Here is a 21,593-nt window from a genome sequence, read left to right as displayed (position 1 = left end):
AGGAAGGCTGCAAGGTAAGGGCATGATCCAGCTCCGCACAGCCTGGAACCGGCATATCCGGTTTCTTGTCTCGTCACCCGCCGGGGGCGCGCTGGCGCTGCTTCTGGCTTCACTGGCCGGGTTTGTCATGGCCAACGGGCCATGGGCCGGAACCTACCGGGCCATGGTAACATTACCGATGCGGCTTGCCATGCTGGGGGCACACGGGCCCACAACCCTGAATGGATGGGTATCGGACGGCCTGATGGCACTGTTCTTTCTGCTGGTCATTCTTGAAATCAGAAAGGAAATGGCGGACGGACACCTGTCATCTCCCCGACTTGTGGCCCTGCCACTTGTTGGTGCCGTGGGGGGAATGATCATGCCCGCGCTGATCTATCTGGGCGTGACATGGGGCCACGGACCGGCAATGCGGGGCTGGGCCATCCCGGTTGCGACCGATGCCGCCTTTACCCTGCCGATCATTCTTGCCCTTGGTGCGCGCGTATCCGCGGCGGCGAGAACATGGCTCATGACGCTGGCCATTTTTGATGATGTGCTTGGCATTATCGTGATTGCCCTGTTCTATGGTTCCGCGCCTTACTGGCCCGCCGTGCTGGCGGCCATCCTTGTCACGGCGGCGCTGGTTGCAGCCAGCCGGGCGGGAACACGTGTCCTGCGGGTTTATGTGCCAGGCTGGATCATCCTGTGGGGCGCGCTACTGGGTTCGGGCCTGCAGCCGACGCTTGCGGGCGTGATTGCCGGAGCCTGCCTGCCTGCCACCGCACGGTCCGGCCACCGCTCCCCCTCCGAGCGGGTGACACGTGCACTGGCCCCGTTCGTTACATGGCTGGTACTGCCGCTGTTCGGGTTCATGAATGTCGGGGTTTCACTGGCCGGTACGCGGCCCGGACTGCTGCTGGCTCCCGTGCCATTGGGGATCATGCTCGGACTGGTGGTGGGCAAGCCCGTGGGCGTCTTTGGCGCAACCCTGCTTGCCGCCCGGCTGAAGCTTGCCAGCCTGCCGGCTACCATGCCCATGGGCATGCTGTCCGGACTGTGCATGCTGTGCGGCATTGGCTTTACCATCAGCCTGTTCATCGCAGGTCAGGCATTCGCCGCACCGGAAATGCTCATGACCGCGAAGGCAGGAATATTCGCAGGCTCTGTCCTGTCCGCGCTGGGGGGCTGGGTCTGGCTGCGCTTCGTGCTTTATCCATCCCGTGCCGGAACCATGGCGGGGCGGCCGTAAATGGCAGCAGGCCCCTCTTCATTCCGTGCCTGATGGTTACCCCGGGCAATCCCCTGATGGGATGATTATGTCACTACCGGATTTGACGCGATCCAGGGCGATAAGGGTGCGGTAGCTCTCCACGGATTCATTTTGTGCAAAAAGGCGGCGTGTCGTTTTTTCATATGATGTCATGTCCTGCGAGACGATAATCAGCATGAAGCTGATGCCGCCTGTTACATAATAACATTGCTGTACTTCCGGCGCGGCCCGAAACAGGGTCTTGGCATTGTCAACCGTCTGCAGGCGTTCGTCCGTCAGATGCACCTCGACAATCGCGGTAATGTTCATCCGGACCGCATTGACATCCACGACTGCACTGTTACTGACGATAATCCCTGCTTTTTCCATCATGGCAATGCGGCGCTGTACGGCGGCAGCGGAAAGGTTTACCTGCGCGGCAATCTGCCGCTGTGGCATTTTATTGTCGTGCTGGATGATCCGCAGGATGGCGCGGTCAAACGTATCCAGGGTGCGTGGAGGGGGATTTTTTTTCATGAGTGATTTTTTGTTGCATTTGGAGTATGAATCAAGAGCACAAAACTCACTTTTCCGATGATATGTTTCTCCAGGCAGGGAGAATCACATTATGACAGCGGCGGAAACAACAGACCAGCCCGGTTCTGTCCATAATATTCCGTTGGGGATGATGTGGGGCGCTGGCGCAGGCGCCCTGTGGGGCCTGATCATGCTGGCTCCCGAACTGGTCCGGGCGTTTACACCGCTACAGCTCTCTACCGGTCGGTACCTGGCTTACGGCGTCATTGCCGCCGTACTTGCCGCGCCGCGCTGGCGCAGACTTGTTTCCGGTCTGGATCGACACGACTGGTTTGCCCTGTTCTGGCTGTCCCTGCTTGGAAACACGCTGTACTACATCCTGCTGTCCATGGCAGTGCGAACCGGTGGCATTGCCCTGACATCACTTGTCATGGGTTTTCTGCCCGTCGTCGTAACCATTGTCGGCAGCCGGGACAGGGGGGCGGTTTCACTGGCTGCCCTTGCGCCTTCGCTGCTTCTGTGCGCGGGCGGTGCGATCTGCATCGGGTGGCAGGCCGTGGCCTCGCCGGGGGCAACCGGCCAGTCCGTCACTGGCCTTGTGTTTGCCGTTATGGCACTGGCGTCATGGACGAGCTATACCGTGGGCAACAGCCGCTGCCTTATGCGCCTGTCAGATATTTCCGTTGATGACTGGAACCTGCTGACAGGCCTGATGACCGGGGCGCAGGCCGTTCTTCTGGTACCGGCTGCATTCCTGATCCATGGCAGCCATCACGATCCTGGCGAATGGGAATGGTTTGCACTGGTTGCAATCACGCTTGCCATCACGGCCTCGATTTTTGGCAATGCCTTCTGGAACCGGATGAGCCGCCTTGTCCCCCTTACCATGACAGGGCAGATGATCCTGTTCGAGACCCTGTTTGCACTGATCTATGGGTGCCTGTGGGAAGATCGCTGGCCACGCCCGCTTGAGATGGCGGCCTTTGTCCTGATTGTTCTGAGTGTCCTGACATGCGTTTCCGTTCACCACAGACGCGTGTCCGGACGCCGTAACACTTCCGAATCCCTGGCAGAAAATGGAGTATAGAAAAAGAATGGACACGATTTCCATTGATGACTTTACCAAGGTTGACATCCGTGTTGGTACGATCACGGACGTGCAGCCCTTTCCGCAGGCACGCAAACCTGCGTGGAAACTGACCATTGATCTTGGACCACAGATTGGCAGCAAGCGGTCCAGCGCCCAGATTACCGATCTGTATGACGCAGAAACGCTGATGGGCCGGCAGGTTGCCTGTGTCGTCAATCTTGCGCCGCGCCAGATCGGCCCTTTCATTTCAGAAGTACTGACCCTTGGCTTTGCCGATGAGCACAGGCATGTCGTGCTGGTCAGTCCGGAAAGAAGAGTTCCCGACGGAAGCCGCTTATTCTAGGTAAGGAATATCTGCCTAGCGAAGATCACGACCGGAACGATCCCTGACCTCCCATGGGCTGCCACAGGGCAGGACCCGGCAGCCCATGGGGTTCGGATCGGGTTCAGTCTCCCGCTTCACCCAGCGTGGGATAGTCGATATATCCTTCGGCCCCATGGGTATAGAACGTGGTGGGATCAGGCGGCGTCAGTTCAGCACCCGCGCGCAGGCGTTCGGGCAGGTCGGGGTTGGCTATGAAGGCCTGGCCGAACGCTATTGCATCCGCCCTGCCCTCTTCCACCGCTTTCTCGGCTGCGGCCGGGGTGAATTTTTCATTGGCAATATATACGCCGCCAAACTGTTTTTTAAGCTGCGGGCCAAGGCTGTCCGGTCCCTCGGCCTCACGCGCACAGATGAAGGCAATGCCGCGTCTGCCCAGTTCCCCCGCCACATAGCCAAATGTGGCGGCAGGGTTGGAATCCCCCATGTCATGCAGGTCACAACGTGGCGAAAGGTGCATGCCCACCCGGTCCGCCCCCCACACGTCAATCGCGGCATCGGTGACTTCCAGCATCAGCCGGGCGCGGTTTTCGATCGTACCGCCATACTGATCGGTGCGGTGGTTGGTTGAATCCTGCAGGAACTGGTCCAGCAGGTAGCCATTGGCGCCATGGATTTCGACACCATCGAAATTCGCGACCTTCGCCAGTTCGGCTCCACGGCGGAAGGCTGCCACGATACCTGCGATTTCGGCGGTTTCCAGCGCGCGGGGGGTGACATAGTCACGCTTGGGGCGCAGTAAGCTGACATGCCCCTTCGCTGCAATGGCGCTGGGGGCGACGGGCGCTTCCCCATTCAGGAAATACGGATCCGAAATCCGCCCCACATGCCATAGCTGGAGGAAGATGCGTCCGCCGACGTCATGCACGGCGGATGTAACCTTTTTCCACCCTTCCGCCTGTTCGGTCGTCCAGATGCCGGGCACGTCCTCATAACCGATGCCCTGCGGCGTGACGGGGGTCGCTTCCGATAGGATCAGCCCAGCCAGCGCGCGCTGGGCGTAATAGGTAGCCATCAGGTCGTTGGGAATGTGGGTACTGCCCGAACGCAGGCGGGTCAGCAGCGCCATGATAACGCGATTTGGCAGCGTGAGCGCACCGACCTTGAGCGGGGTGAACAGGGTTGGCATGGGTGTTCTCTCCACAGATATTATTGCGAAGATGATGACCCTATTCCAGCCCTGCCGCAAGCCACGCCCCAAGGGCGCCCATGGAAGCGCGGCCGGAGAGCTTAAAGTCCCTGGTGGCTCTTGACGGCGGAAGAGGACAGGGTGTGATGCCAGACGACATCCTTGTTGAAGATGATGGTCAGGCTTTTCTGCTGCCCGTGCGACCCGCTGGAGAACGCGCCATAATACGGGATGAAATTCGTGCCGTTGGCGTGCGATGTCACAAAATCATATTTCCAGATCTCGTGGCCACTATCGGTGAAGCTGGTGTTCAGCGGGTCACCGAACATGGTCCGGACCTGCTCTTTGGTGGTCTGGTCATCATGAATTTTCTGGTCGATGCTTTCACTTGTCTCGTGCCGGATGGAGGTATTTCCGGACGATGCACAGCCCGACACCAGAAGTACCGCACCAAGGCAGGCTGCAATTGAAATTCTGTTCATAATCAATACTCCGATATTCGGTATAATATGAATGTATATAAATATGATTTTTATTTATATTACCGATCTGGAGATATATTCCATCGTGTCGAAAATCCAGTCCAAAATTCCCGCACTGTAATTTTTTCTTACAAACCCGGAATTGTCGTGACGCACCATAAGATGCATTCGTTATTAATCTTTAAAAATTCTTTTATATAACAAGGAATGTTGTCAAACTGGCAGTTCCGTTCCGATCGGGATGTGTGGTATTGTGTGATATTTATACAACACTCATTGCAATAGGCATCACGGCGCACCCGGCCCCTCTGGCGCAGGCAGATGCAGGCGTATGGCGGTGGAATAATCCATCCCGATCACGGCATCGGGCGGGCGGTTGATGCGGCTTGCGGCATGCAGCGCGTCATAAGTCGGATAGCGGGTGGGGTCGTACGGGCCGAGCAGGCCCATGTCATAGGCCAGGTCGGCGGTATGGCCGCTCAGAATCACGCGCCAGTCAAACCGGTAGCGCAGTCTGGCCCCGGCGCGGGCCAGGATGCCGGTCGTGCAGTTATCGGTCAGGGTATTGTACCAGACCGGATGGCGCGTGATGTCATGAATGGCGGACACATAACTCAGGAACAGTCGTGTGCGTACGTCGGGCTGCAGGTCCAGCCGGTACAGGTAGACACGTTCATGACGGACATCGGTACGCACGCCAATCAGGTCACGTTCATCGGCCGTAACATAGAACAGTTCGTAATGATGGAAAAAGCCCGCGATGGTGGAATAGGGAAAACGCGCCTGCCGGCGTGTCTCGATGGAAATGGCGAGATGCTGCCCATCGCTGAAGCCGAAGCTCAGGAATACGTGGGCAATGTTCTCTCCCGCCCAGTAGGAGGTAACAAGATCAACGCTGTCCAGCCCGTTCAGGTCATAGGTGGCATCGTACCACGCAGGCAGGTAATCGCTGGTCGTGCGGTAACGGAAATTGCGTACGTCATGGACGTGGACCATATTGCCCTCCCGCCACGTATCGGCGGGGACTGCATATTCCTGCGCCCAGATACGGTCGTTGCGTGGCGGGTCGGTTACGTACCATGCTCCCACCGCTGCCGTCATTACAGCACGCACGCCATGGCGTGCCCATGCGGGTCGCAGCCACCCTGCTGCGGCAATACAGGCAGGAAAAGCGATGGACAGCCCCACGCGCAGCATGTCGGGCAGGATTGTAGAATAATACAGCGCCGCCGTGCCCAATGCCGTGCCAATGGCGGTCACGACCCGTCCGGCCCATAATCCCGCATGGCCGGAATGGTGCGGCCTCATCGTCCCGTTGGCCGTATGGATGTGGTGGATGGTGCCGGGTTGGCAGCAAGCTGTTCCAGCAGGATGCGTTCCACCTCGGCTATGGTTACAGGGTTGGACTGGGTGGAATGTTCCGAATTGCGGACAACCAGTTCGGATTCAACACCGGGTATGTGCGCACTTTCATATGAAACCACGCCGTCATTGGCATGAGCGAGATCATGCGGGTCGCCGCATACCGGTATGATGGAATGGGTATGCACGTCCGGCACGATGGGAATGGTGGGCAGCGTGCGCATGAACGCGCTGCGGGGCGACATGGCATATACACTGCCCAGCCGGGGAATCCGGTTGCGCAGGTGGGTGCTGTCCCCAGCCGGGCTGGTGACCAGTTCGCGTGCCGTCTCGGTCACGCTGAACGGCAGGCTGGCCATGCTGCCGATCAGGCGCGCGACCGACAGGCCCGCAAGATAGCTGCCATGCTGGGGGGTGGATATGAAGACCACGCGCTGGATCTCGGGCATGGCGGTGGGAAACATCGTCTTTTCCACCAGTGCGCGCGTATCGGCATTGAGATGGAAGGACGAAAGCGGGCGGCCCGCCGTGCCTTCCCACAGCCTCTCACCCGGGTCGATCACCAGCATGCGCGCCAGCAGGCCGCCCTGACTGTGGCCAACCAGCGTGATGTGCCCCAGCGCCGGATCGGCCGATACGCCACCCAGCCGTGCCACCGCCTGGGTGATCGCATGCCTTAGCTGCCAAGCGGAATATGGTATGGGATTTGATGTGGCGTAGGAAAAAAACCAGAAGTCGAAATGGTCGCGTATGGCCGGTTCTTCCAGCAGGTCATTGACCATGTTGGCCCAGCGATATGGGCTGGACGCCGTGCCATGCACGAATATGACCGGCATGCTGCCCCGCCGGTGCGGATTCATGGCAACCAGGCGCGGATGTGTTCCGTCAAAGGTCGTGCCATCAAAGAATCCACGATATTCCTTGGTCCCCAGTGCGGTATCGACCAGGCTGAGCGCCCGCGCCGTGGTCTGGTCATATGCGGTGGGCACCTGCGCCGTGCCGATGGGTGTGGTACTGGTGTCCTGGTCCATGACACGCAGCACCAGCCGTCCATGCAGCTGCGTGCCCAGCACCTGCATACGCGGATTGTCCAGTTCCAACAGCAGGCTGGCAGGCAGGCGCAGTTTTGGGGCCACGCTGAAGCTGCCATCAGGTGTTGCTTCCGGGTCGTCCCGTGCCGGTGTGGGTGTAGTGGCTGGTAGCGCGGGGCTGGCCTGCGCGGTCAGCGCCTCTCCCAGGCCTGGGGTGCGATAGATATTGTTGATCCCCTCCACCCCCATCGTGGCGGTGGGCCGGATGTTATCCAGTACGCGGTCATGCCAGCGCAGTTGTGCGCGGTCGGCAACCACGTCGATCGTACCAAAGGGCAGTGCAAGGGTCTGGTCCGCAATTGTGACCGGGGCGCCAAAGGTAGCGGTCAGTCCCAGATTGTACAGGTCGCAGGCCTGGCGAAAACGCGGGTCATACATGCCTGGGGTCCCCCCCTGCCCGGGCTGCAGGTAGGCATAGGCATAAAGTGCCGCGGCAAGGAAATCCTGCCTGTGATGATGCCGCAGGCCCTGCCTGTAGCTGAGTTCGGCCAGCGCGAACAGCACGTCCGCCGTGTCATCATGGCCTGTGGCCTGCATGCGCAGGGTGGCAATGGCCTGGTCCGGTTGCCTGCGCCACTGGCCAAGCAGCGCATGACGGCGCAGCACGATCAGCGTATTGTCGCTGGGGGCGCCCCCCTGCAGCGCGGTGCGCGTACTCACACGGTAGCTGTGCACCAGCGAGACCTGCCTTACCGTAACCGGCCCGGCGCACCCCGCCAGTCCCGCCATCGCCACAAGGGTGGCGATGCGTGCGGCACGGCCCATGCGGGCAGTGATGACAAGGCGTGTGCCCGTTTCGGTCCATTTCATGCTGGCAGGTTAAGCATCTGTTTGCGTCATAGGGAAGATGGTGTTGACATATGGCCATCAATGCCGGGCATGATATGCAACCATGCATACACCCTTTACCTGCGCCAATGCCCGCTATCGTACCGATACAGCACAGGGCCATCCCCATGGCGCGGGCCATGTGCGTGGCAGCGTACTGACAGCGCCCCTGGTCACCCGCCCCGATACGGGAGATACGCTATGGCTGGAATATGTAGCCGGACCGGAGGGCACCATGTTCTGGATCATGTGGTACGATGCCAACGGCCAGCCGCGCCTGACCCACAGCGCGGTGATGGACCGCGTCAACCTCGACATCATGCTGCACAGGCTGGGCTACGATGTGGCGCTGCAGAATGCGCTGGATGATCCCGCGATCCCGGCCCCAACCGTATCGGGAATGCCTCATCACGAACCGGATGGCATCTTTCCCCGCATGCCCCGGCACGGGTCCGGATAACCCCATCGTGTTGTCTGCCCCGCCAGCCGGCAGGACAGGAATCACGGTTGCTGATATACCCCGGCAATCCCGCCCGCTATGGCGGCAGGCGTGAATTGCTGTTACCTGTCGGGCACATGGCAGCTACGGACAATGCAGGTAAGATGACATGAGCTTTTTTCCCCGTTTCACGCCGCGTGCAGAGCATGGCCTGCAGATCATCGGCCTTGCCCTGTCCGTCATGCTGGGGGCATGCGGACCTGCGCGGCACACCCCCGCCAGCCCGAAGCCGGGTCCGGCGCAGTCCGACACGCGGCGCATCGGCATGGCCAATCCTGCATCGGTTTACTGCCAGCAGCGCGGCGGTACGCTAGAGATGCGCCGCACGGAACAGGGCGTGACCGGCTGGTGCCACCTGCCTGACGGTACGGTGGTGGAGGAATGGTCGCTGTTCCGCAGCAGCCATTCCGCGCCCACCCCGTAACGCACCATGACCCGTGACCGGACCTGCAGGCCATGGGTGATGGTGTTTGTGCTCATGTCGCCAGTCCTTGGCGGCTGCACGGATACCCTGATGGCCCGCGACCTGCCACCACGGCAGGATTGCGCCCGACGCGGCGGGGCGTGGCAGGTAAGCGACAATGGCCGTGTCGGCACATGCCGCCTGCCACCGGGCAGCCATGTGGCGGGATGGCTTATCGTGCCGCGTCACCATGCGGATGTCGGTACAATGCGGTGACGTCTCCCTGTTCATGCTGGCGGGACAGGTAACCGGAATATAGCGGGTATGACCGCCGTTCCATCCTGTCCGCATGGCGCCTTTACGTGCTGTGCCTGTTATGCACAATGGTGGCGTGCACTGGTGCACCTAGGCCAGAGAGCCCGGATTGCGGCGGATTGCCGGGATGTCGCGATCTTGCGTCTGACGCGAAATGCAACCCGGCCCCAGGCTGCCCGTTTCGTGGGCATATCAGATGGAGGAAGACGTGCCGCCCCTGTTCATGCCCCGCCAGCCTGCAGTCATCCTGCCCGTACATATCCGCCTCGCTGTTCTTGCGCTGTCCGCAGGTATTGCACTGTCCCTTTCCGCATGTAGCGGCAAGATCGGGGAAGATGCCTGCATTTCCTGCTCTGCCGAGAAAACGGCGGCCAGCACCGACCACACTCCTGATCGTACCGCCAGCGCCACATCCCCTGCCCGCACCCCCACGGGACAGGGCTCCGTACCCCGGTAGACCGTACGGAAGCAGGCCATCGACAGCATACCGGGCCTGTGCGCACCGTCACGACAATGTGTTCAGACATCGGCAGAGGGTGGTAAACCGGCAGGCAGCAGGCCGCGTTGGACCGCTGCCACCCGCCCGCATGCCGGAACACCATGCGGGTCATAAAGCCCCGGGATCGTGTTCCGTCGTCATCACATATTCCGCTATTGTTACAGGAGGCTCGACATGGCCATTTCGCGTAATATAGCCCACATCACCACCCGTATCGGTGATTTCCTGACCGGTGCACAGGGTGACCGTTCCGGCGCGCTGTCGGTCCTGAATGACATACTTGGCCCCCTGCCCGCCCCCGAGCATCCTAGCATGCTTGAAAACCGTGCTGAAGATGCCGGCATGCTTCCCGTCATACGCGCGTGGCAGGAGCACGACCAGAACCCGCCCACCGATGAAAGCACGATCCATGCGCTGTTCAGGCCCGCGGAGATCGAGCGGTTTTCCACCCAGACCGGACTGTCGGAACCCGCTGCAATGAACATCCTGCGTGAAATGCTGCCCATGGCCATACGGCATCGGGCCGTGACCGCGCAGGCAAGCAGGTCCGCGCAACAGGTTCAGTAGGGCGTAACCCCAGCCCCACCCGGGTATGTAAACGGTCATCATGGATCAGACCTGGCCTGTCTGTCCGCACGGGGTTCCACCCGTCGGGCGGCGGGCTTTTTTTTCGTGGGGCTACCATCCAGAGTGACGCGCACATGGTTTTTTCGGTCAGGACAATATTTTCCGTACCGTTCGAATTTCATTCAGATCATCATGATCAGGCCTTTATGCCTCAATGCATATGAAGCCATGCGACCTTTCCCTTACCGCGGCATGGTCCGGCTTCAGCTGGAAGGATGGCAGAAACAGCCCGGTTCATGGTCATGCACCATGCCTGCCGCCTGCATCCATGCATAGGCAATGACTGGCCCCACAAACCGGAACCCCCGTGCGCGCAGGGCTGCCGCCATGACAGCGGACAGGGCCGAAGATGCTAGCACGCGCCCCGACAGGTTGCGCACCGGCGCATCCGGCACCATGTCCCAGGCAAAGGTGGCAAAGTCCTCGCCCCCGTCGCGCATGGTCACATAGGCGCGGGCATTGCCTATGGTGGCGCGGATCTTGGCGCGGGCACGGATGATACGCGGGTCGGCCATCAGGCGGGCTTCATCGGTTTCATCAAAACGGGCCACGCGGTCGGGGTCAAAACCGGCAAAGGCGGCGCGCAGCCCTTCGCGCCGCCGCAGCACCGTGCGCCATGACAACCCGGCCTGAAAGCTTTCCAGCACCAGCATTTCCCACAGTAATCGGCTGTCATGCACGGGCTGGCCCCATTCATAATCATGATAGGCCATCATCATCGCATCCGCCTGCGCCCAGGCGCAGCGCGGGCGGGTGGGGTCAGGTGCGGGAGTAATGGCCATGTAATAATCCATAATAAAAAGAATAAAAGTTTTTGGTGAAGCTTTTTCCAAAAAGCTTCAGAGAACGCCGCCTTTTTGAAAAAAGGCGGCATCCAAAAACTTTTATACGTTTTTCATACGCACAAAAAAACCGGGGCCGCATGATACGGCCCCGGTTCCCTAATCCCGCAGGGGGATCGGATCAGTTCACGTTATCCAGCGCATAGACCACAAGGTCATCCGTCACCGGGGTCATCATGAAGTGGTGGCCACCGGCCATGATGGCGACATACTGCTTGCCCTTGTACTCATACGTCATGGGCGTGGCCTGGCCGCCACCGGGCAGCACGTCGTTCCACACTTCCTTGCCGGTATGGATATCGAAGGCATGGATCATGTTGTCGGTCGTGGCCGCAACAAAGATCAGACCACCGGCCGTAATGACCGGGCCGCCATTGTTGGGCGTGCCAATGGTCAGCGGCAGGTGTGTCGGCAGGCCGAACGGACCGTTGGCGCGCGCACTGCCCAGCGGATGCTGCCACAGCACTTTCTGCGTATGCATGTCGATGGCGGTGATCATGCCATAGGGCGGGCGGTTGCACATCATGCCCGTATATTCATCCCAGAATGGCGAGACCACGATGCCATATGGCGTCTCGGCCATGGCGCCTGCACCCTCGGCACCGCCGCCGCCGGGCTTGTAGTTGGGGTCGTCCACCGGCATCAGGCCCAGCGTGTCGGCCTTCTTGCGGCTGACCAGCTGGTCATACATCGGCGTATTGTTCCAGTTGGCGATCAGGATGCCGGTCTTTTCATCATAGGCAACGCTGCCCCAGTCGGACCCGCCGTTATAGCCGGGATATTCCAGCCAGGGCTTGTCGATGCTCGGCGGCGTGAACTCACCCACGTAATGTGCGCGACGGTATTTCAGACGGCAGTACAGCTGATCGATGGGGGACATACCCCACATGTCGGATTCCTTGAGCGGGGCAAAACCCAGTCGCGGCATGCCAACCGACCACGGCTGCGTGGGCGAGCGTGTATCGCCCGGCACCATGCCCGGCGAGGGCGCGGGCCGTTCTTCCACCGGCAGCACCGGCTCACCCGTGCGGCGGTCGAGAACGAAGGTCTGGCCACGCTTGGTGGGCATGATCAGTGCCGGAACACTGCTGCCATCAGGCTTGGTGAAGTCCATCAGCGTGGGCTGGGAACCGATGTCGTAGTCCCACACATCCTTGTGCACGGTCTGGAACACCCAGCGCGGCTCGCCCGTTTTAACGTCGATGGCGACAACGGCGGAGGAGACCTTGTTTTCTTCCGGTGAACGCATCGCGCTGTAATAATCGGCGGCGGAGTTGCCGGTGGGCACGTAAACCAGCCCCAGTGCATTGTCACCAATCATCGCGGCCCAGGAATTGGGGGTGCCACGGCTGTAATGCTCGCCTTCCTTTGGCTCGCCATGTTCATGCGGGCGGTTGACGTCCCATGCCCACAGGAAGCGCCCGGTTTCGGCATCATAACCACGGATCACGCCCGACGGTGCCCAGCGGCGCTGGCCATCGAGGATTTCCTGGTTGGTGATGATGGCACCATTGACGATTGGCGGCGGCGCGGTCTCGGCCACGAAACCGGGCACGGACTCACCCATCCCCTTCATCAGGTTGACCATGCCGTGCCAGCCAAAGCCCTCGCACACCTTGCCGTCCTCGCTGTCCACCTCGATCAGACGTTCATCAAGCGTGGCCTCAAGGATGCGGTGGTGGCAGTGCTCGCCTTCGGGCACGGTGGAGGACGTGTAATACACAACTGCCTTGCACGCCGCCGTATAGGGAATGCTCTCGTATTTCTCGTTGGCGTGGAAGTGCCAGATTTCCTTGCCCGTGGCGGGGTCGATGCGCATCATGTCATTCAGCGCGGAACACATGTACATCCCGTCGCCAACCTTGATGGGCGTGGTTTCGGCCGCCCACTTGTTCACCTGCCCCGGCCCCGGCTTGCTGCCGGTGTGATAGATGAACGCACGCTTGAGGTGGCTGATATTGGCCGGTGTGATCTGGTCCAGCGGGGAGTAGCGCGTAGCCCTGTCATCACGCGCATAGCCGGGCCAGTCATCATGGGCGGGGTTGGTCACGACCTGCTCGACCATGGGCGTGGCCTCGCTGGGTTCGGCAGGCGGCCCGTCAGGGATGTTGGCGGCATTGACACCCGGCGCCTGCGGGGCATTGGGGGACGGTGCCGAAAATGCATCAGTCGGCGGCGTGGGCTGGCTGGGTGGCACGGTTGCATTGCCATTCCCGGGTGGCTGGTCGGCAGGTGGAACCTGGGCGTAAGCCGCGGCACAGGAAAGACTGGTGATTATTGTTGCACCCAGCAGCAGGCTGCGTAGCATCGGAGTCCGGGACATTACGCGACCTTCCGCACAAGGGTTGAACGCGCGGCTTCCGCGCGCCGGAGAACGGGCAGGCACAGCGCCACGCCAATGGCCAGCAGGGTGGGACCGAACACGCGGGGCAGCAGGCCCCAGCCGTCAAAGCCCACTTCCCACAGTGCCCACAGCCAGGTAAAGGCCACTGCGGCAAGGTAGAGCAGACCACCCGCCACCCGGCCCATGGCCATGAGAATGCCCGCCGCCGTTACGGCAAGACCGACAATGACGTAGTACCAGGACCCGCCAATAAAAGCGAGTTCCGCACCCATGTACAACAGGGGCAGACCCAGCAGGATGACAATGACCGCAAGACCCAGTGTCGCCCATCCGGCGGGGGTCTGTGGCGTTACGAAAGCAGACATGATGGATGTTCCTCCAGTATCATGTTGCGGAGGCTAGTCCCGCCCCCACTAAGAGCCCGATCCGAAAGTTTTTCAACCCTGACAATGCCTTGCTGTCCGTCGTGTGAGCATTCGGATTGAGGCGATCAATGTCCATGCGGTTGAGGAAGCAATGGATTGTTCCCAATCTTTGGCGAGCCGCCTGCATCGTCCCAGCCATGCGAATGTCCGTTCCACCACCCAGCGACGCGGCAGGATCTGAAAACCCTTCACCGTATCGGACCGCCTGATGATTTCGAGGGTCCATTTTCCCATGGAGGCGAGCGCGGATCGCAATTTGTCGCCAGCATAGCCGCCATCAGCGAAGATGTGGCGCAGCCAGGGAAAGCGCCTGCGTATCGCTGCCAGAACATCAACGGCCCCATCACGGTCCTGGATATCAGCGGCATGAACGAGGAGAAAGATCAGGAAGCCGCAGGTATCCGTCACGATATGGCGCTTGCGGCCCTTGACCTTCTTCCCCGCGTCATAGCCCGAAATCCCGCCGCTTTCCGTGGTTTTCACCGACTGGCTGTCAATCACGCCCGCGCTCGGAGAGGCGTCACGTCCCTCGATCTCGCGCAGGCTCATGACCAGCACCGTATTCATGACCTCGAACACTCCGGCATCACGCCAGGCGTAAAAATAGCGCCTGATGGTCGAGACCGGCGGAAAGCATTTCGGCAGCAGACGCCACGCACACCCGGCCGAGGCTATGTAGAGCATCGCATTGACCACCTCGCGCATATCCGTCGTGCGCGGACGACCGCCCCGTTTCGCCGGGGGCACAAATGGCATGATCAAAGTCCACTCCCCGTCCGTCATGTCCGATGGATATCGCAATCTTTCCCGGCTATACTCGCGCCGGGCAATACCAGTCCATGTCACCATTCACTCCATCTCTCTGCAAAGACGGATGAATCACAACAGGCTGGTATTGTTCAAAAACTTTCGGATCGGGCTCTAAACGTGAAAAAACGAAACCGTGAGATCGGTAACGACTTTATGAGTATTGTTACGCCGTCATCAGTATTCCGCCAAAAAATAGCATGAAGCATTCCGCATTCAGTCGCCAGATCTGCAATTGATGCACATTAAAACATTAATTTTTACATCAGATGCATGATGTGGAAACCGTTTCGTTTATGCAATATGATGAAGGGTGCTCCAGCCTGTCTGTCCACGCTATAGGTCCGGGAAGACTGCGGCTGAACACACATGACACCTTGGACCGGCATGGCTGGATAGCCGGGACATTCCGGGCATTGCCCAAGAATAGGGCATGGTAATCATTGCGCCTGCATTGGTAGTGAAACCGGGCCGCGCGTGGGGAAAATATTGTTTCCATCGCCCTGCCATGCAGGCAGATGCGGGATGTCCGGCATGGACCGGCAGAAGCCCGATTTCATTATGCTATGTCATCGTGGGTCACCGTTGTGCCAGAATTACAGCGCATGGCCATTGCGGGTCTGAACCGTACGCCCATGTCTGTATATGTGCGTATACAGACATGGGCGTACGGTTTCCCCGTTCAACGCCATTAGGGCTAGACTTTATGCTCAGGCAGGATGTCGTGCAATGTTGTCTCGTCCAGCACCTGCAAAAACGCATGCATCGATCGTGCCAGCAGGTGACGCAGCCGACAGATATCAGCCAGCAGGCAGTGCTGGCCATTTTCGGGCTGGCACATCACAACGGAATCCATGTCCGTTTCCATCAGGCGTACGATATCGCCAATAATGATTTCATTTGGCTGGCGCGGTAACTGCAATCCACCCGACCGGCCCCTGCGTGCATGTATCACACCGCTGTTGGACAGGCGATTGACCACCTTGACCAGATGGTTGTGGGAAATACCGTGGCTACCCGAAATTTCGTGTACGGACACCCTTCTTTCGGGGTTACGCGCCAGATAGACCAGAACACGGATGGCATAATCTGTATGAAGGGTCAGGCGCATGATGGCTTGTTGGTAGCCTCCGTACCGTGTCCATTCATTGCAACCGCCGACATGACGGCTGCAAACAGAGGTCTGTACTGTTGAATCAAGGGCATCGGGTTCCTGCTATTAGGGTCTCGAGACAGAAAAAGCATAAGATAGGAATTTTATAGATAGTATGACAGGAATTTAGACGCTGTAGCAACATATTTATTTCATATAGTATATTTATTGCCTAATTTTTGAGCATATTATTCATTTAAAATCGGAATATAGGGAATCAACAAAAAAAAAAGCCAGAATTATTATTCCGGCTTTTTCTGTCACGTTACCCGGAATGCGTGATCATGTTTTTTTATGGTCATGCAATATATCAAGTAAGGTAACGCGATCCAGCACCGCCATGAAGGCGCCCATGGACTTGGAAAACAGTTTCCGCAGCCGGCAGGCATCGGCCAGTATGCAGGCCTGGCCACCTCCTGGCACACAGGACGCGATGGCCGACAGGTCTGACTCCATCAGTCTTACGATATCACCGATAATGATCTGCTGCGGCGCAACAGCCAGTTGTACACCCCCGTTACGGCCACGACGCGCCAGAATCACGCCGTTGGCCGACAGGCGATTGATAACCTTCACCAGGTGATTTTGTGACACCTGATGCGTATCCGCAATTTCCTGGATCGCGACCCGCCGGCCCGGGTTCTGTCCCAGGTAAATCAGGGCGCGAATGGAATAATCGGTATAGAGTGTAAGGCGCATGGCCCCTCATGAGGCCTGTAACGTGATTTCGGTATGATCTGGCGCAAAGATATGCTCCGCCAGCACAAGATTCGCAGCAGAAATGGGCGGTGAAATATAAAAGCCCTGAATCCGGTCCACCCCGATCGTGCGCAGGACGTCCATCTGCCCCTTGGTCTCGACCCCGCTTACGGTCACACTCAGCCCGAAGGCATGGGCAAGACCGCACAGATGGGCAATCACATTACGTGCCTGCATGTCATGCTCGATCGCGCCAACCAGCCGACGCGAAATCTTCGCCTGTGTGAAACGGATTTCACGCAGGGCGGAAATCGGCAGCGTCGCCAGACCGAAATCATCCAGCGTAAGCTGAAAACCCATGGCCGCAAGTTCCTGAAGGCGTAGCAGCACGCGGTCCGACCGGCGTCCCGCCAGCACGCTTTCGGATACTTCCAGCACGTAATCCGACGCCTTGCTCCCCTGTCGCCGGATCTCCGCTTCCAGATCATTCTGGAATCCGATATTGAGCAGGTCCAGCCGGGAAAGATTGATGGTCAGGTTGGGATACGTATCCAGCGTGGTGTTCCACAGCCGCATGTCGTTCTGGAACGCCTTGACCAGCCGGGGGCTCATGGCCTGGGCCAGCGCCGCATCAAGAAACACATCGTGGAAGCTTTCCGCCGCCAGCAACCCACGCTGCGGGTGATGCCAGCGCAGCAGCGCTTCGATCTGGTCACATTTGCCCGTGGCAAGGTTGAGGATCGGCTGGTAATAAAGTTCAAACTGATCCTTTTCCACCCCTGTGCGGGCATCGGTCAGGATCTGGGCGCGCTCCAGTGCGTGCTGGTGCAGGGCGATATCAAACATCCGCGCCTGGTGGCCACCCGCCCGCTTGGCGGCATAAAGCGCGATATCCGCGTTTTTCTGCAGTGATTCCGCACTTTCCTGGCTTGCGACAGGACTGACCCCTATGCTGCCGGACACGTTGACCATGGTGTTCCCGACCTCGATCGGGGCCTCGAGTTCGGCCAGAAGCTGGTCAAGTATGGTCTGTAGCGGTTTTTTGGACAGGGTATGGTTCAGGATCAGCGCGAACTCGTCTCCACCCAGACGGCATACCGCGTCTTCGGGGCTGACAAGCGACATCAGCCGGCTGGAAATCACCTTGAGCACCACGTCCCCCGCATGGTGACCGTGGATGTCATTGATCTGCTTGAATCCATCCAGATCGAACATCACCAGCATGATTTCACGGGTGATGTTCTGCGCTTTCTGCTCCACCGCCGTCTGCAGCACGTTGTTGAAGCCGCCGCGGTTGAACAGCCCTGTCAACGGATCGGTCGCGGCAAGGGACTTGAGGCGGTCGCGGGTGTTCATGAGCTCCGTTATTTCGAAGCGCGTTGCCACATACCCCTCGATGGCGCCAAGCGAATTGTGCTTGGGCATGATGGTGGTCGCAACCCAGTACAGCGTTCCGTCCTTGGCGCGATTGCAGATATTGCCGCGCCAGACCTCACCCATGCGGATGGTGCGGTACATCTGCCGGAAGAAGCTTGCGTCATGATATCCGGAATTAACGATCCGGTGCGTGGACCCCAGCAGTTCCTCACGCGGGTAGCGGCTGATTTCGCAAAAGCGGTCGTTCACGTAGGTGATCACGCCGCGCACGTCGGTAATGGCCACAATCAGCACATTATCCACCACATCGGCCCAGAAATCGGAATCCTTGTGGGTTAGAGCGCGCAGGCGGTCATCGTGTTTGAGTGACATGGCTTATGGCTCCCTCTGTCGCCTTGAAGGGTCAGGATTTGCTGGGGGTTGCAGATGCCACTGCGGCGGTCGACGCATCTTTTTTTCCGGTTTCCGCAGCCGGTTCCCCGGACGCCGGGGCAGTCTGGGGTGCCGGAGCAGCCTTGGGTGCCGCAGCGGTGGGAGCGGCCTTGCCACCCCGTGCGGCCTCGATCTGACGGATCACGGTGGGTGCACCGCCACGACGGACCCATTCTTCCAGATCATGGGGCGCCAGTGGCTTGGCGAACAGGTAGCCCTGCATCACGTCACAGTTCAGTTTTTCCAGCAGGTCACGCTGCTGCTCGGTCTCGACGCCTTCGGTCACCACGGTCATGCCCAGACGCGATCCGATGCCGATCACGGCCATCGTCACGGCCTGGGCATTGGTGTCGTATTCAAAGTCGTTGATGAAGCTGCGGTCGATCTTGATCTCGGTCAGTGGCAGCCGCGTGAGGCGCGAAAGTGAGGAATAGCCGGTGCCGAAATCATCCATCGACAGCCCGCAGCCCAGGTTGCGGATGGACTGGAGCACTTCCTCGGTATCGCGGCTGTTGTCCATCATCACGCTTTCGGTGATTTCCACCGTAAGGCGCGCGGGCTTGAGATCGTGGTCCTTGAGCAGGGCCGCGATATGCTCGGGCAGCGCGCGGTTGCGGAAATGCACGGCGGAGAGGTTGACGGCCACGGTAGGCACGTATACCCCCTCGCTATCCCATTTCACGATCTGGCGACACGCTTCAAGCAGCGACCAGCGGCCGATGGCCTCGATCTGCCCGGTTTCTTCCGCCACGGCAATGAAGCGCGAGGGATAGATGTTGCCCAGCGTGGGATGGTGCCAGCGCGACAGTGCCTCCACCCCGCTCAGTTCCAGCGTATAGGTGCGGACCTGCGGCTGGTAGTGCAACTGCAGCATGCCCTGTGCCAGTGAATCACGCAGTGCCGAACCCAGCACCAGCCGGTCCTGCGCCACCTGGTTCTTTTCCAGATTGGCGAAGCGGAATGTGCCGCGCCCGTCTTCCTTGGCCTGGCGCATGGCCGTGTCGGCGTAGCTCAGCAGCGATTCACTGTCCGGCCCGTTGGCGGGGAACGTGCTGATGCCGATGCTGCACGAGATTGAAAGCGTGTTCTGCCCGATCTGGAGCGGGTGGCCGATGGTCTCAAGCAGGCTGCGCGCGATTTCCTCGATACGCGCGCCTTCGCAATCGGGCACCACCATCACGAATTCATCACCACCCGAGCGGCTGAGAACATAATCCTCCTTGGCAATCGAGCGGATACGGGCAGCAATCTCGACCAGGAACTGGTCGGCATAGACATGGCCAAGCGCGTCATTGATATCGCGGAAGCGGTCGATATCAAGCATGAAGATCGCCAGCGTCTGGTTGCCGGGCTGGGCAATCATGTCTTCCATCACACGGTGCAGCGCACCACGGTTGAGCAGGCCGGTAAGCGAATCAAAGCGGGCCAACTGGCTCATATGGGTTTTGGTTGCATGCTGCTCCAGCGCCAGCGCGCAGAATGGCAGGCACGCACCGACAAGCCGCTGGGGCCAGGCGCCCAACTGGTTGTTCTCCCGCAGGTACAGGGAAAAAATGCCCGTCACCCGCCCGTCACCCGCCAGTAAGGGCGCCGCATAGCACGACTGCAACCCCAGCGAGCGGCACATGGACTGGTAATTGTCCCACACAAGCCGCCCGGTATAGGACGGATTGGCCTGCAGCTTCTCCACATCGGATGGGGAGGGTACGGTAGTTTCCAGCGCATGGCGGATGCGCGGCGGCAGGGCTGGCGTGCAGATCACGCGCCAGGGCTGGGAATCATCCAGCACCAGCAGGGCGGCGACCGCATTGGGCACGAAGGCTTCGACCTTGCGGCAGATCAGTTCGCCGATATCCTGGATCAGCATGTCGCTGGCCAGTGCCTGCAGCACGTCATTCTGCAGGATCAGTATCTTGCGGCGCTGGCTTTCCTCCGTGACGTTCTTCATCACGCCCATGTAGTAGATCTGCCGCTTGCTCCCTTCCCCGATCTGCACCTTGGACAGGGAAAGCACGCCACATATGTACTCCCCATCCGCGCGGGTGAACTCCACTTCACGCGATGTACCGACAATTCGGTTGTGGCCGCTCTCGCGGTTGCGGTCGATATAGCGGTCATGCTCGTGGCGCAGACGGGTCGGCACCAGGCAGTCCACGTTGCGTCCCAGCACTTCCTCGCGCGGAATACCCCACAGGGCCTCGGCGGCCTGATTGTAGAATATGATCTCGTTATCCTGCCCGATGATGACGGTGGCGTCGATCGCCTGCTCAAGGGCAGGCAGCAGGATTTCGGTCGTGAGCGCTGTGATCTGGGGCATCTGGGTCGTGTCTTTCCTGGGTATCATTCCGGGGTGGCTACGATCGCGCGCAGGCGGTCCGGGTCGAGAATGTGGATGGCGCGGCGCTCACGGGAAATGAGCTTCTCGCGGTGGAAGGTGCTGAGCAGACGGCTTACGGTTTCGGTTGTCAGACCAAGGAAATCGGCTATGTCGGCACGTGAAAGGGCGGGATCGACGGGCCAGAGCTCGGTCGTGCCCATGCGCGTGCCCTGCCCGATCAGGAAAGCGGCCAGGCGTTCACGTGCGGTCTGCCGCCCCAGCATGAGCAGGCGGGTATGCATGCCGACCAGCAGGTCGCGTGCGCTCCTTAGCGATGCAGCGCAGGCACCGGGCGACGTGTCATGCAGATGGTGCAGCACCGAGGCGGGCACGCAGGTAACCTGCACGCCACGCATGGCCTCGGCGCTATAGGGGTAACGGTTACAGGGATAGGCAGGCAGCACATCACCCTTATGGGCAAAACCGATGATCTGCCGCCGCCCGTCGGGCAGGGATTTGAAAAGGCGCGCACCGCCGCTGACAACGTGAAAATGCACGTTGGCGGGTGTATCTTCCGTCATGAATTCCTGACGTTCCGAGAAACTGCGTTTCAGTCCATCGGTAGGAATGGGAAGTTGCGAGAAAGACATTAATTTATTTCTGGCTTCCAACAGGATTGCGACCGTTTGCTACTCATGACACATTTTTGCCATAAGTTAATT

The 21,593-nt window shown here is 59.7% G+C and carries 22 protein-coding genes; 8 read left to right on the top strand and 14 right to left on the bottom strand.

The features are described 5' to 3' along the window. The first annotated feature begins 22 nt into the window (after window positions 1–22). On the top strand, window positions 23–1,231 hold the full coding sequence (gene nhaA / locus LDL32_RS03045) for a Na+/H+ antiporter NhaA (RefSeq protein ID WP_233064432.1): 1,209 nt from the start codon (window positions 23–25) through the stop codon (window positions 1,229–1,231). Between the two features lie 36 nt (window positions 1,232–1,267). Here the strand turns inward: nhaA and LDL32_RS03040 are convergent, their stop codons facing one another. Then, the gene (locus LDL32_RS03040) at window positions 1,268–1,768 is read right to left on the bottom strand and encodes an Lrp/AsnC family transcriptional regulator (protein ID WP_233064431.1); all 501 of its coding nucleotides are present in this window, start codon (window positions 1,766–1,768) and stop codon (window positions 1,268–1,270) included. A 91-nt stretch (window positions 1,769–1,859) separates the two neighbouring features. Between LDL32_RS03040 and LDL32_RS03035 the strand changes: the two genes are divergently transcribed. Both LDL32_RS03035 and LDL32_RS03030 read left to right on the top strand, forming a co-directional pair. Beyond that, window positions 1,860–2,855 carry a DMT family transporter gene (locus LDL32_RS03035; RefSeq protein WP_233064430.1) on the top strand — a complete coding sequence of 332 codons (996 nt, stop codon included), beginning with the start codon at window positions 1,860–1,862 and terminating at the stop codon, window positions 2,853–2,855. A gap of 7 nt (window positions 2,856–2,862) precedes the next feature. Beyond that, complete coding sequence (locus LDL32_RS03030) at window positions 2,863–3,201, top strand: tRNA-binding protein (protein WP_233064429.1); 339 nt, start codon at window positions 2,863–2,865, stop codon at window positions 3,199–3,201. Between the two features lie 103 nt (window positions 3,202–3,304). Here the strand turns inward: LDL32_RS03030 and LDL32_RS03025 are convergent, their stop codons facing one another. From LDL32_RS03025 to LDL32_RS03010, 4 genes are all read right to left on the bottom strand, one after another. Beyond that, window positions 3,305–4,369, bottom strand: a complete 1,065-nt coding sequence (locus tag LDL32_RS03025; protein ID WP_233064428.1) for an alkene reductase — start codon at window positions 4,367–4,369, stop codon at window positions 3,305–3,307. A gap of 101 nt (window positions 4,370–4,470) precedes the next feature. Beyond that, window positions 4,471–4,851, bottom strand: a complete 381-nt coding sequence (locus LDL32_RS03020; protein WP_233064427.1) for a hypothetical protein — start codon at window positions 4,849–4,851, stop codon at window positions 4,471–4,473. A 288-nt stretch (window positions 4,852–5,139) separates the two neighbouring features. Next, entirely contained in the window at window positions 5,140–6,159 is a 1,020-nt protein-coding gene (locus LDL32_RS03015; RefSeq protein ID WP_233064426.1) for a DUF4105 domain-containing protein, read from the bottom strand. Further along, on the bottom strand, window positions 6,156–8,114 hold the full coding sequence (locus LDL32_RS03010; protein WP_233064425.1) for a triacylglycerol lipase: 1,959 nt from the start codon (window positions 8,112–8,114) through the stop codon (window positions 6,156–6,158). The genes LDL32_RS03015 and LDL32_RS03010 overlap by 4 nt, the downstream gene beginning before the upstream one ends. An 82-nt stretch (window positions 8,115–8,196) precedes the next feature. On the opposite strand from LDL32_RS03010, the gene LDL32_RS03005 reads away from it, so the two are divergent. From LDL32_RS03005 to LDL32_RS02985, 5 genes are all read left to right on the top strand, one after another. After that, window positions 8,197–8,592, top strand: coding sequence for a hypothetical protein (locus LDL32_RS03005; RefSeq protein WP_233064424.1), 396 nt, complete (start codon window positions 8,197–8,199; stop codon window positions 8,590–8,592). Window positions 8,593–8,740: 148 nt separating this feature from the next. Further along, complete coding sequence (locus LDL32_RS17920; protein WP_305069315.1) at window positions 8,741–9,055, top strand: DUF333 domain-containing protein; 315 nt, start codon at window positions 8,741–8,743, stop codon at window positions 9,053–9,055. A 6-nt stretch (window positions 9,056–9,061) separates the two neighbouring features. Beyond that, a complete protein-coding gene (locus tag LDL32_RS02995; RefSeq protein ID WP_233064422.1) occupies window positions 9,062–9,310 on the top strand; it encodes a hypothetical protein in 249 nt (82 codons plus the stop codon). Between the two features lie 193 nt (window positions 9,311–9,503). Continuing rightward, window positions 9,504–9,806 (top strand): hypothetical protein, encoded by a 303-nt coding sequence (locus tag LDL32_RS02990; protein ID WP_233064420.1) that lies wholly within the window; start codon window positions 9,504–9,506, stop codon window positions 9,804–9,806. Window positions 9,807–10,022: 216 nt separating this feature from the next. Continuing rightward, the gene (locus LDL32_RS02985; RefSeq protein ID WP_233064419.1) at window positions 10,023–10,415 is read left to right on the top strand and encodes a YidB family protein; all 393 of its coding nucleotides are present in this window, start codon (window positions 10,023–10,025) and stop codon (window positions 10,413–10,415) included. Window positions 10,416–10,678: 263 nt separating this feature from the next. Here the strand turns inward: LDL32_RS02985 and LDL32_RS02980 are convergent, their stop codons facing one another. The 9 genes from LDL32_RS02980 to LDL32_RS02940 form a co-directional block, all read right to left on the bottom strand. Continuing rightward, window positions 10,679–11,257, bottom strand: a complete 579-nt coding sequence (locus LDL32_RS02980; protein WP_233064418.1) for a DNA-3-methyladenine glycosylase I — start codon at window positions 11,255–11,257, stop codon at window positions 10,679–10,681. A 181-nt stretch (window positions 11,258–11,438) separates the two neighbouring features. Continuing rightward, window positions 11,439–13,625, bottom strand: a complete 2,187-nt coding sequence (locus tag LDL32_RS02975) for a pyrroloquinoline quinone-dependent dehydrogenase (protein WP_233068678.1) — start codon at window positions 13,623–13,625, stop codon at window positions 11,439–11,441. 14 nt (window positions 13,626–13,639) lie between these two features. Beyond that, window positions 13,640–14,026, bottom strand: a complete 387-nt coding sequence (locus LDL32_RS02970) for a glycerol dehydrogenase (protein ID WP_233064417.1) — start codon at window positions 14,024–14,026, stop codon at window positions 13,640–13,642. Between the two features lie 72 nt (window positions 14,027–14,098). Then, entirely contained in the window at window positions 14,099–14,935 is an 837-nt protein-coding gene (locus LDL32_RS02965) for an IS5 family transposase (protein WP_048856220.1), read from the bottom strand. Window positions 14,936–15,590: 655 nt separating this feature from the next. Then, window positions 15,591–16,004 carry an Rrf2 family transcriptional regulator gene (locus tag LDL32_RS02960; RefSeq protein ID WP_233064416.1) on the bottom strand — a complete coding sequence of 138 codons (414 nt, stop codon included), beginning with the start codon at window positions 16,002–16,004 and terminating at the stop codon, window positions 15,591–15,593. Between the two features lie 324 nt (window positions 16,005–16,328). After that, window positions 16,329–16,745: an Rrf2 family transcriptional regulator gene (locus tag LDL32_RS02955; protein WP_233064415.1), complete on the bottom strand. Its 417-nt coding sequence runs from the start codon at window positions 16,743–16,745 to the stop codon at window positions 16,329–16,331. A 6-nt stretch (window positions 16,746–16,751) separates the two neighbouring features. Beyond that, on the bottom strand, window positions 16,752–18,494 hold the full coding sequence (locus LDL32_RS02950; RefSeq protein ID WP_233064414.1) for a bifunctional diguanylate cyclase/phosphodiesterase: 1,743 nt from the start codon (window positions 18,492–18,494) through the stop codon (window positions 16,752–16,754). A gap of 31 nt (window positions 18,495–18,525) precedes the next feature. Beyond that, on the bottom strand, window positions 18,526–20,871 hold the full coding sequence (locus tag LDL32_RS02945; protein WP_233064413.1) for an EAL domain-containing protein: 2,346 nt from the start codon (window positions 20,869–20,871) through the stop codon (window positions 18,526–18,528). Window positions 20,872–20,894: 23 nt separating this feature from the next. Beyond that, window positions 20,895–21,521: a Crp/Fnr family transcriptional regulator gene (locus LDL32_RS02940; RefSeq protein ID WP_255673773.1), complete on the bottom strand. Its 627-nt coding sequence runs from the start codon at window positions 21,519–21,521 to the stop codon at window positions 20,895–20,897. Between the last annotated feature and the right edge of the window lie 72 nt (window positions 21,522–21,593).

The sequence above is a fragment of the Komagataeibacter sp. FNDCF1 genome, assembly GCF_021295335.1.
Classification (GTDB): Bacteria; Pseudomonadota; Alphaproteobacteria; order Acetobacterales; family Acetobacteraceae; genus Komagataeibacter.
Note: the sequence above shows the minus strand (reverse complement) of the source record. Positions and strands in the feature narration are given on the sequence as shown.

Excerpts from the sequence above, each read along its gene's own strand:
- nhaA (WP_233064432.1), top strand. The coding sequence starts at position 23 with ATGATCCAGCTCCGCACAGCCTGGAACCGGCATATCCGGTTTCTTGTC.
- LDL32_RS03040 (WP_233064431.1), bottom strand. The coding sequence starts at position 1,768 with ATGAAAAAAAATCCCCCTCCACGCACCCTGGATACGTTTGACCGCGCC.
- LDL32_RS03035 (WP_233064430.1), top strand. The coding sequence starts at position 1,860 with ATGACAGCGGCGGAAACAACAGACCAGCCCGGTTCTGTCCATAATATT.
- LDL32_RS03030 (WP_233064429.1), top strand. The coding sequence starts at position 2,863 with ATGGACACGATTTCCATTGATGACTTTACCAAGGTTGACATCCGTGTT.
- LDL32_RS03025 (WP_233064428.1), bottom strand. The coding sequence starts at position 4,369 with ATGCCAACCCTGTTCACCCCGCTCAAGGTCGGTGCGCTCACGCTGCCA.
- LDL32_RS03020 (WP_233064427.1), bottom strand. The coding sequence starts at position 4,851 with ATGAACAGAATTTCAATTGCAGCCTGCCTTGGTGCGGTACTTCTGGTG.
- LDL32_RS03015 (WP_233064426.1), bottom strand. The coding sequence starts at position 6,159 with ATGAGGCCGCACCATTCCGGCCATGCGGGATTATGGGCCGGACGGGTC.
- LDL32_RS03010 (WP_233064425.1), bottom strand. The coding sequence starts at position 8,114 with ATGAAATGGACCGAAACGGGCACACGCCTTGTCATCACTGCCCGCATG.
- LDL32_RS03005 (WP_233064424.1), top strand. The coding sequence starts at position 8,197 with ATGCATACACCCTTTACCTGCGCCAATGCCCGCTATCGTACCGATACA.
- LDL32_RS17920 (WP_305069315.1), top strand. The coding sequence starts at position 8,741 with ATGAGCTTTTTTCCCCGTTTCACGCCGCGTGCAGAGCATGGCCTGCAG.
- LDL32_RS02995 (WP_233064422.1), top strand. The coding sequence starts at position 9,062 with ATGACCCGTGACCGGACCTGCAGGCCATGGGTGATGGTGTTTGTGCTC.
- LDL32_RS02990 (WP_233064420.1), top strand. The coding sequence starts at position 9,504 with ATGCAACCCGGCCCCAGGCTGCCCGTTTCGTGGGCATATCAGATGGAG.
- LDL32_RS02985 (WP_233064419.1), top strand. The coding sequence starts at position 10,023 with ATGGCCATTTCGCGTAATATAGCCCACATCACCACCCGTATCGGTGAT.
- LDL32_RS02980 (WP_233064418.1), bottom strand. The coding sequence starts at position 11,257 with ATGGCCATTACTCCCGCACCTGACCCCACCCGCCCGCGCTGCGCCTGG.
- LDL32_RS02975 (WP_233068678.1), bottom strand. The coding sequence starts at position 13,625 with ATGCTACGCAGCCTGCTGCTGGGTGCAACAATAATCACCAGTCTTTCC.
- LDL32_RS02970 (WP_233064417.1), bottom strand. The coding sequence starts at position 14,026 with ATGTCTGCTTTCGTAACGCCACAGACCCCCGCCGGATGGGCGACACTG.
- LDL32_RS02965 (WP_048856220.1), bottom strand. The coding sequence starts at position 14,935 with ATGGTGACATGGACTGGTATTGCCCGGCGCGAGTATAGCCGGGAAAGA.
- LDL32_RS02960 (WP_233064416.1), bottom strand. The coding sequence starts at position 16,004 with ATGCGCCTGACCCTTCATACAGATTATGCCATCCGTGTTCTGGTCTAT.
- LDL32_RS02955 (WP_233064415.1), bottom strand. The coding sequence starts at position 16,745 with ATGCGCCTTACACTCTATACCGATTATTCCATTCGCGCCCTGATTTAC.
- LDL32_RS02950 (WP_233064414.1), bottom strand. The coding sequence starts at position 18,494 with ATGTCACTCAAACACGATGACCGCCTGCGCGCTCTAACCCACAAGGAT.
- LDL32_RS02945 (WP_233064413.1), bottom strand. The coding sequence starts at position 20,871 with ATGCCCCAGATCACAGCGCTCACGACCGAAATCCTGCTGCCTGCCCTT.
- LDL32_RS02940 (WP_255673773.1), bottom strand. The coding sequence starts at position 21,521 with ATGTCTTTCTCGCAACTTCCCATTCCTACCGATGGACTGAAACGCAGT.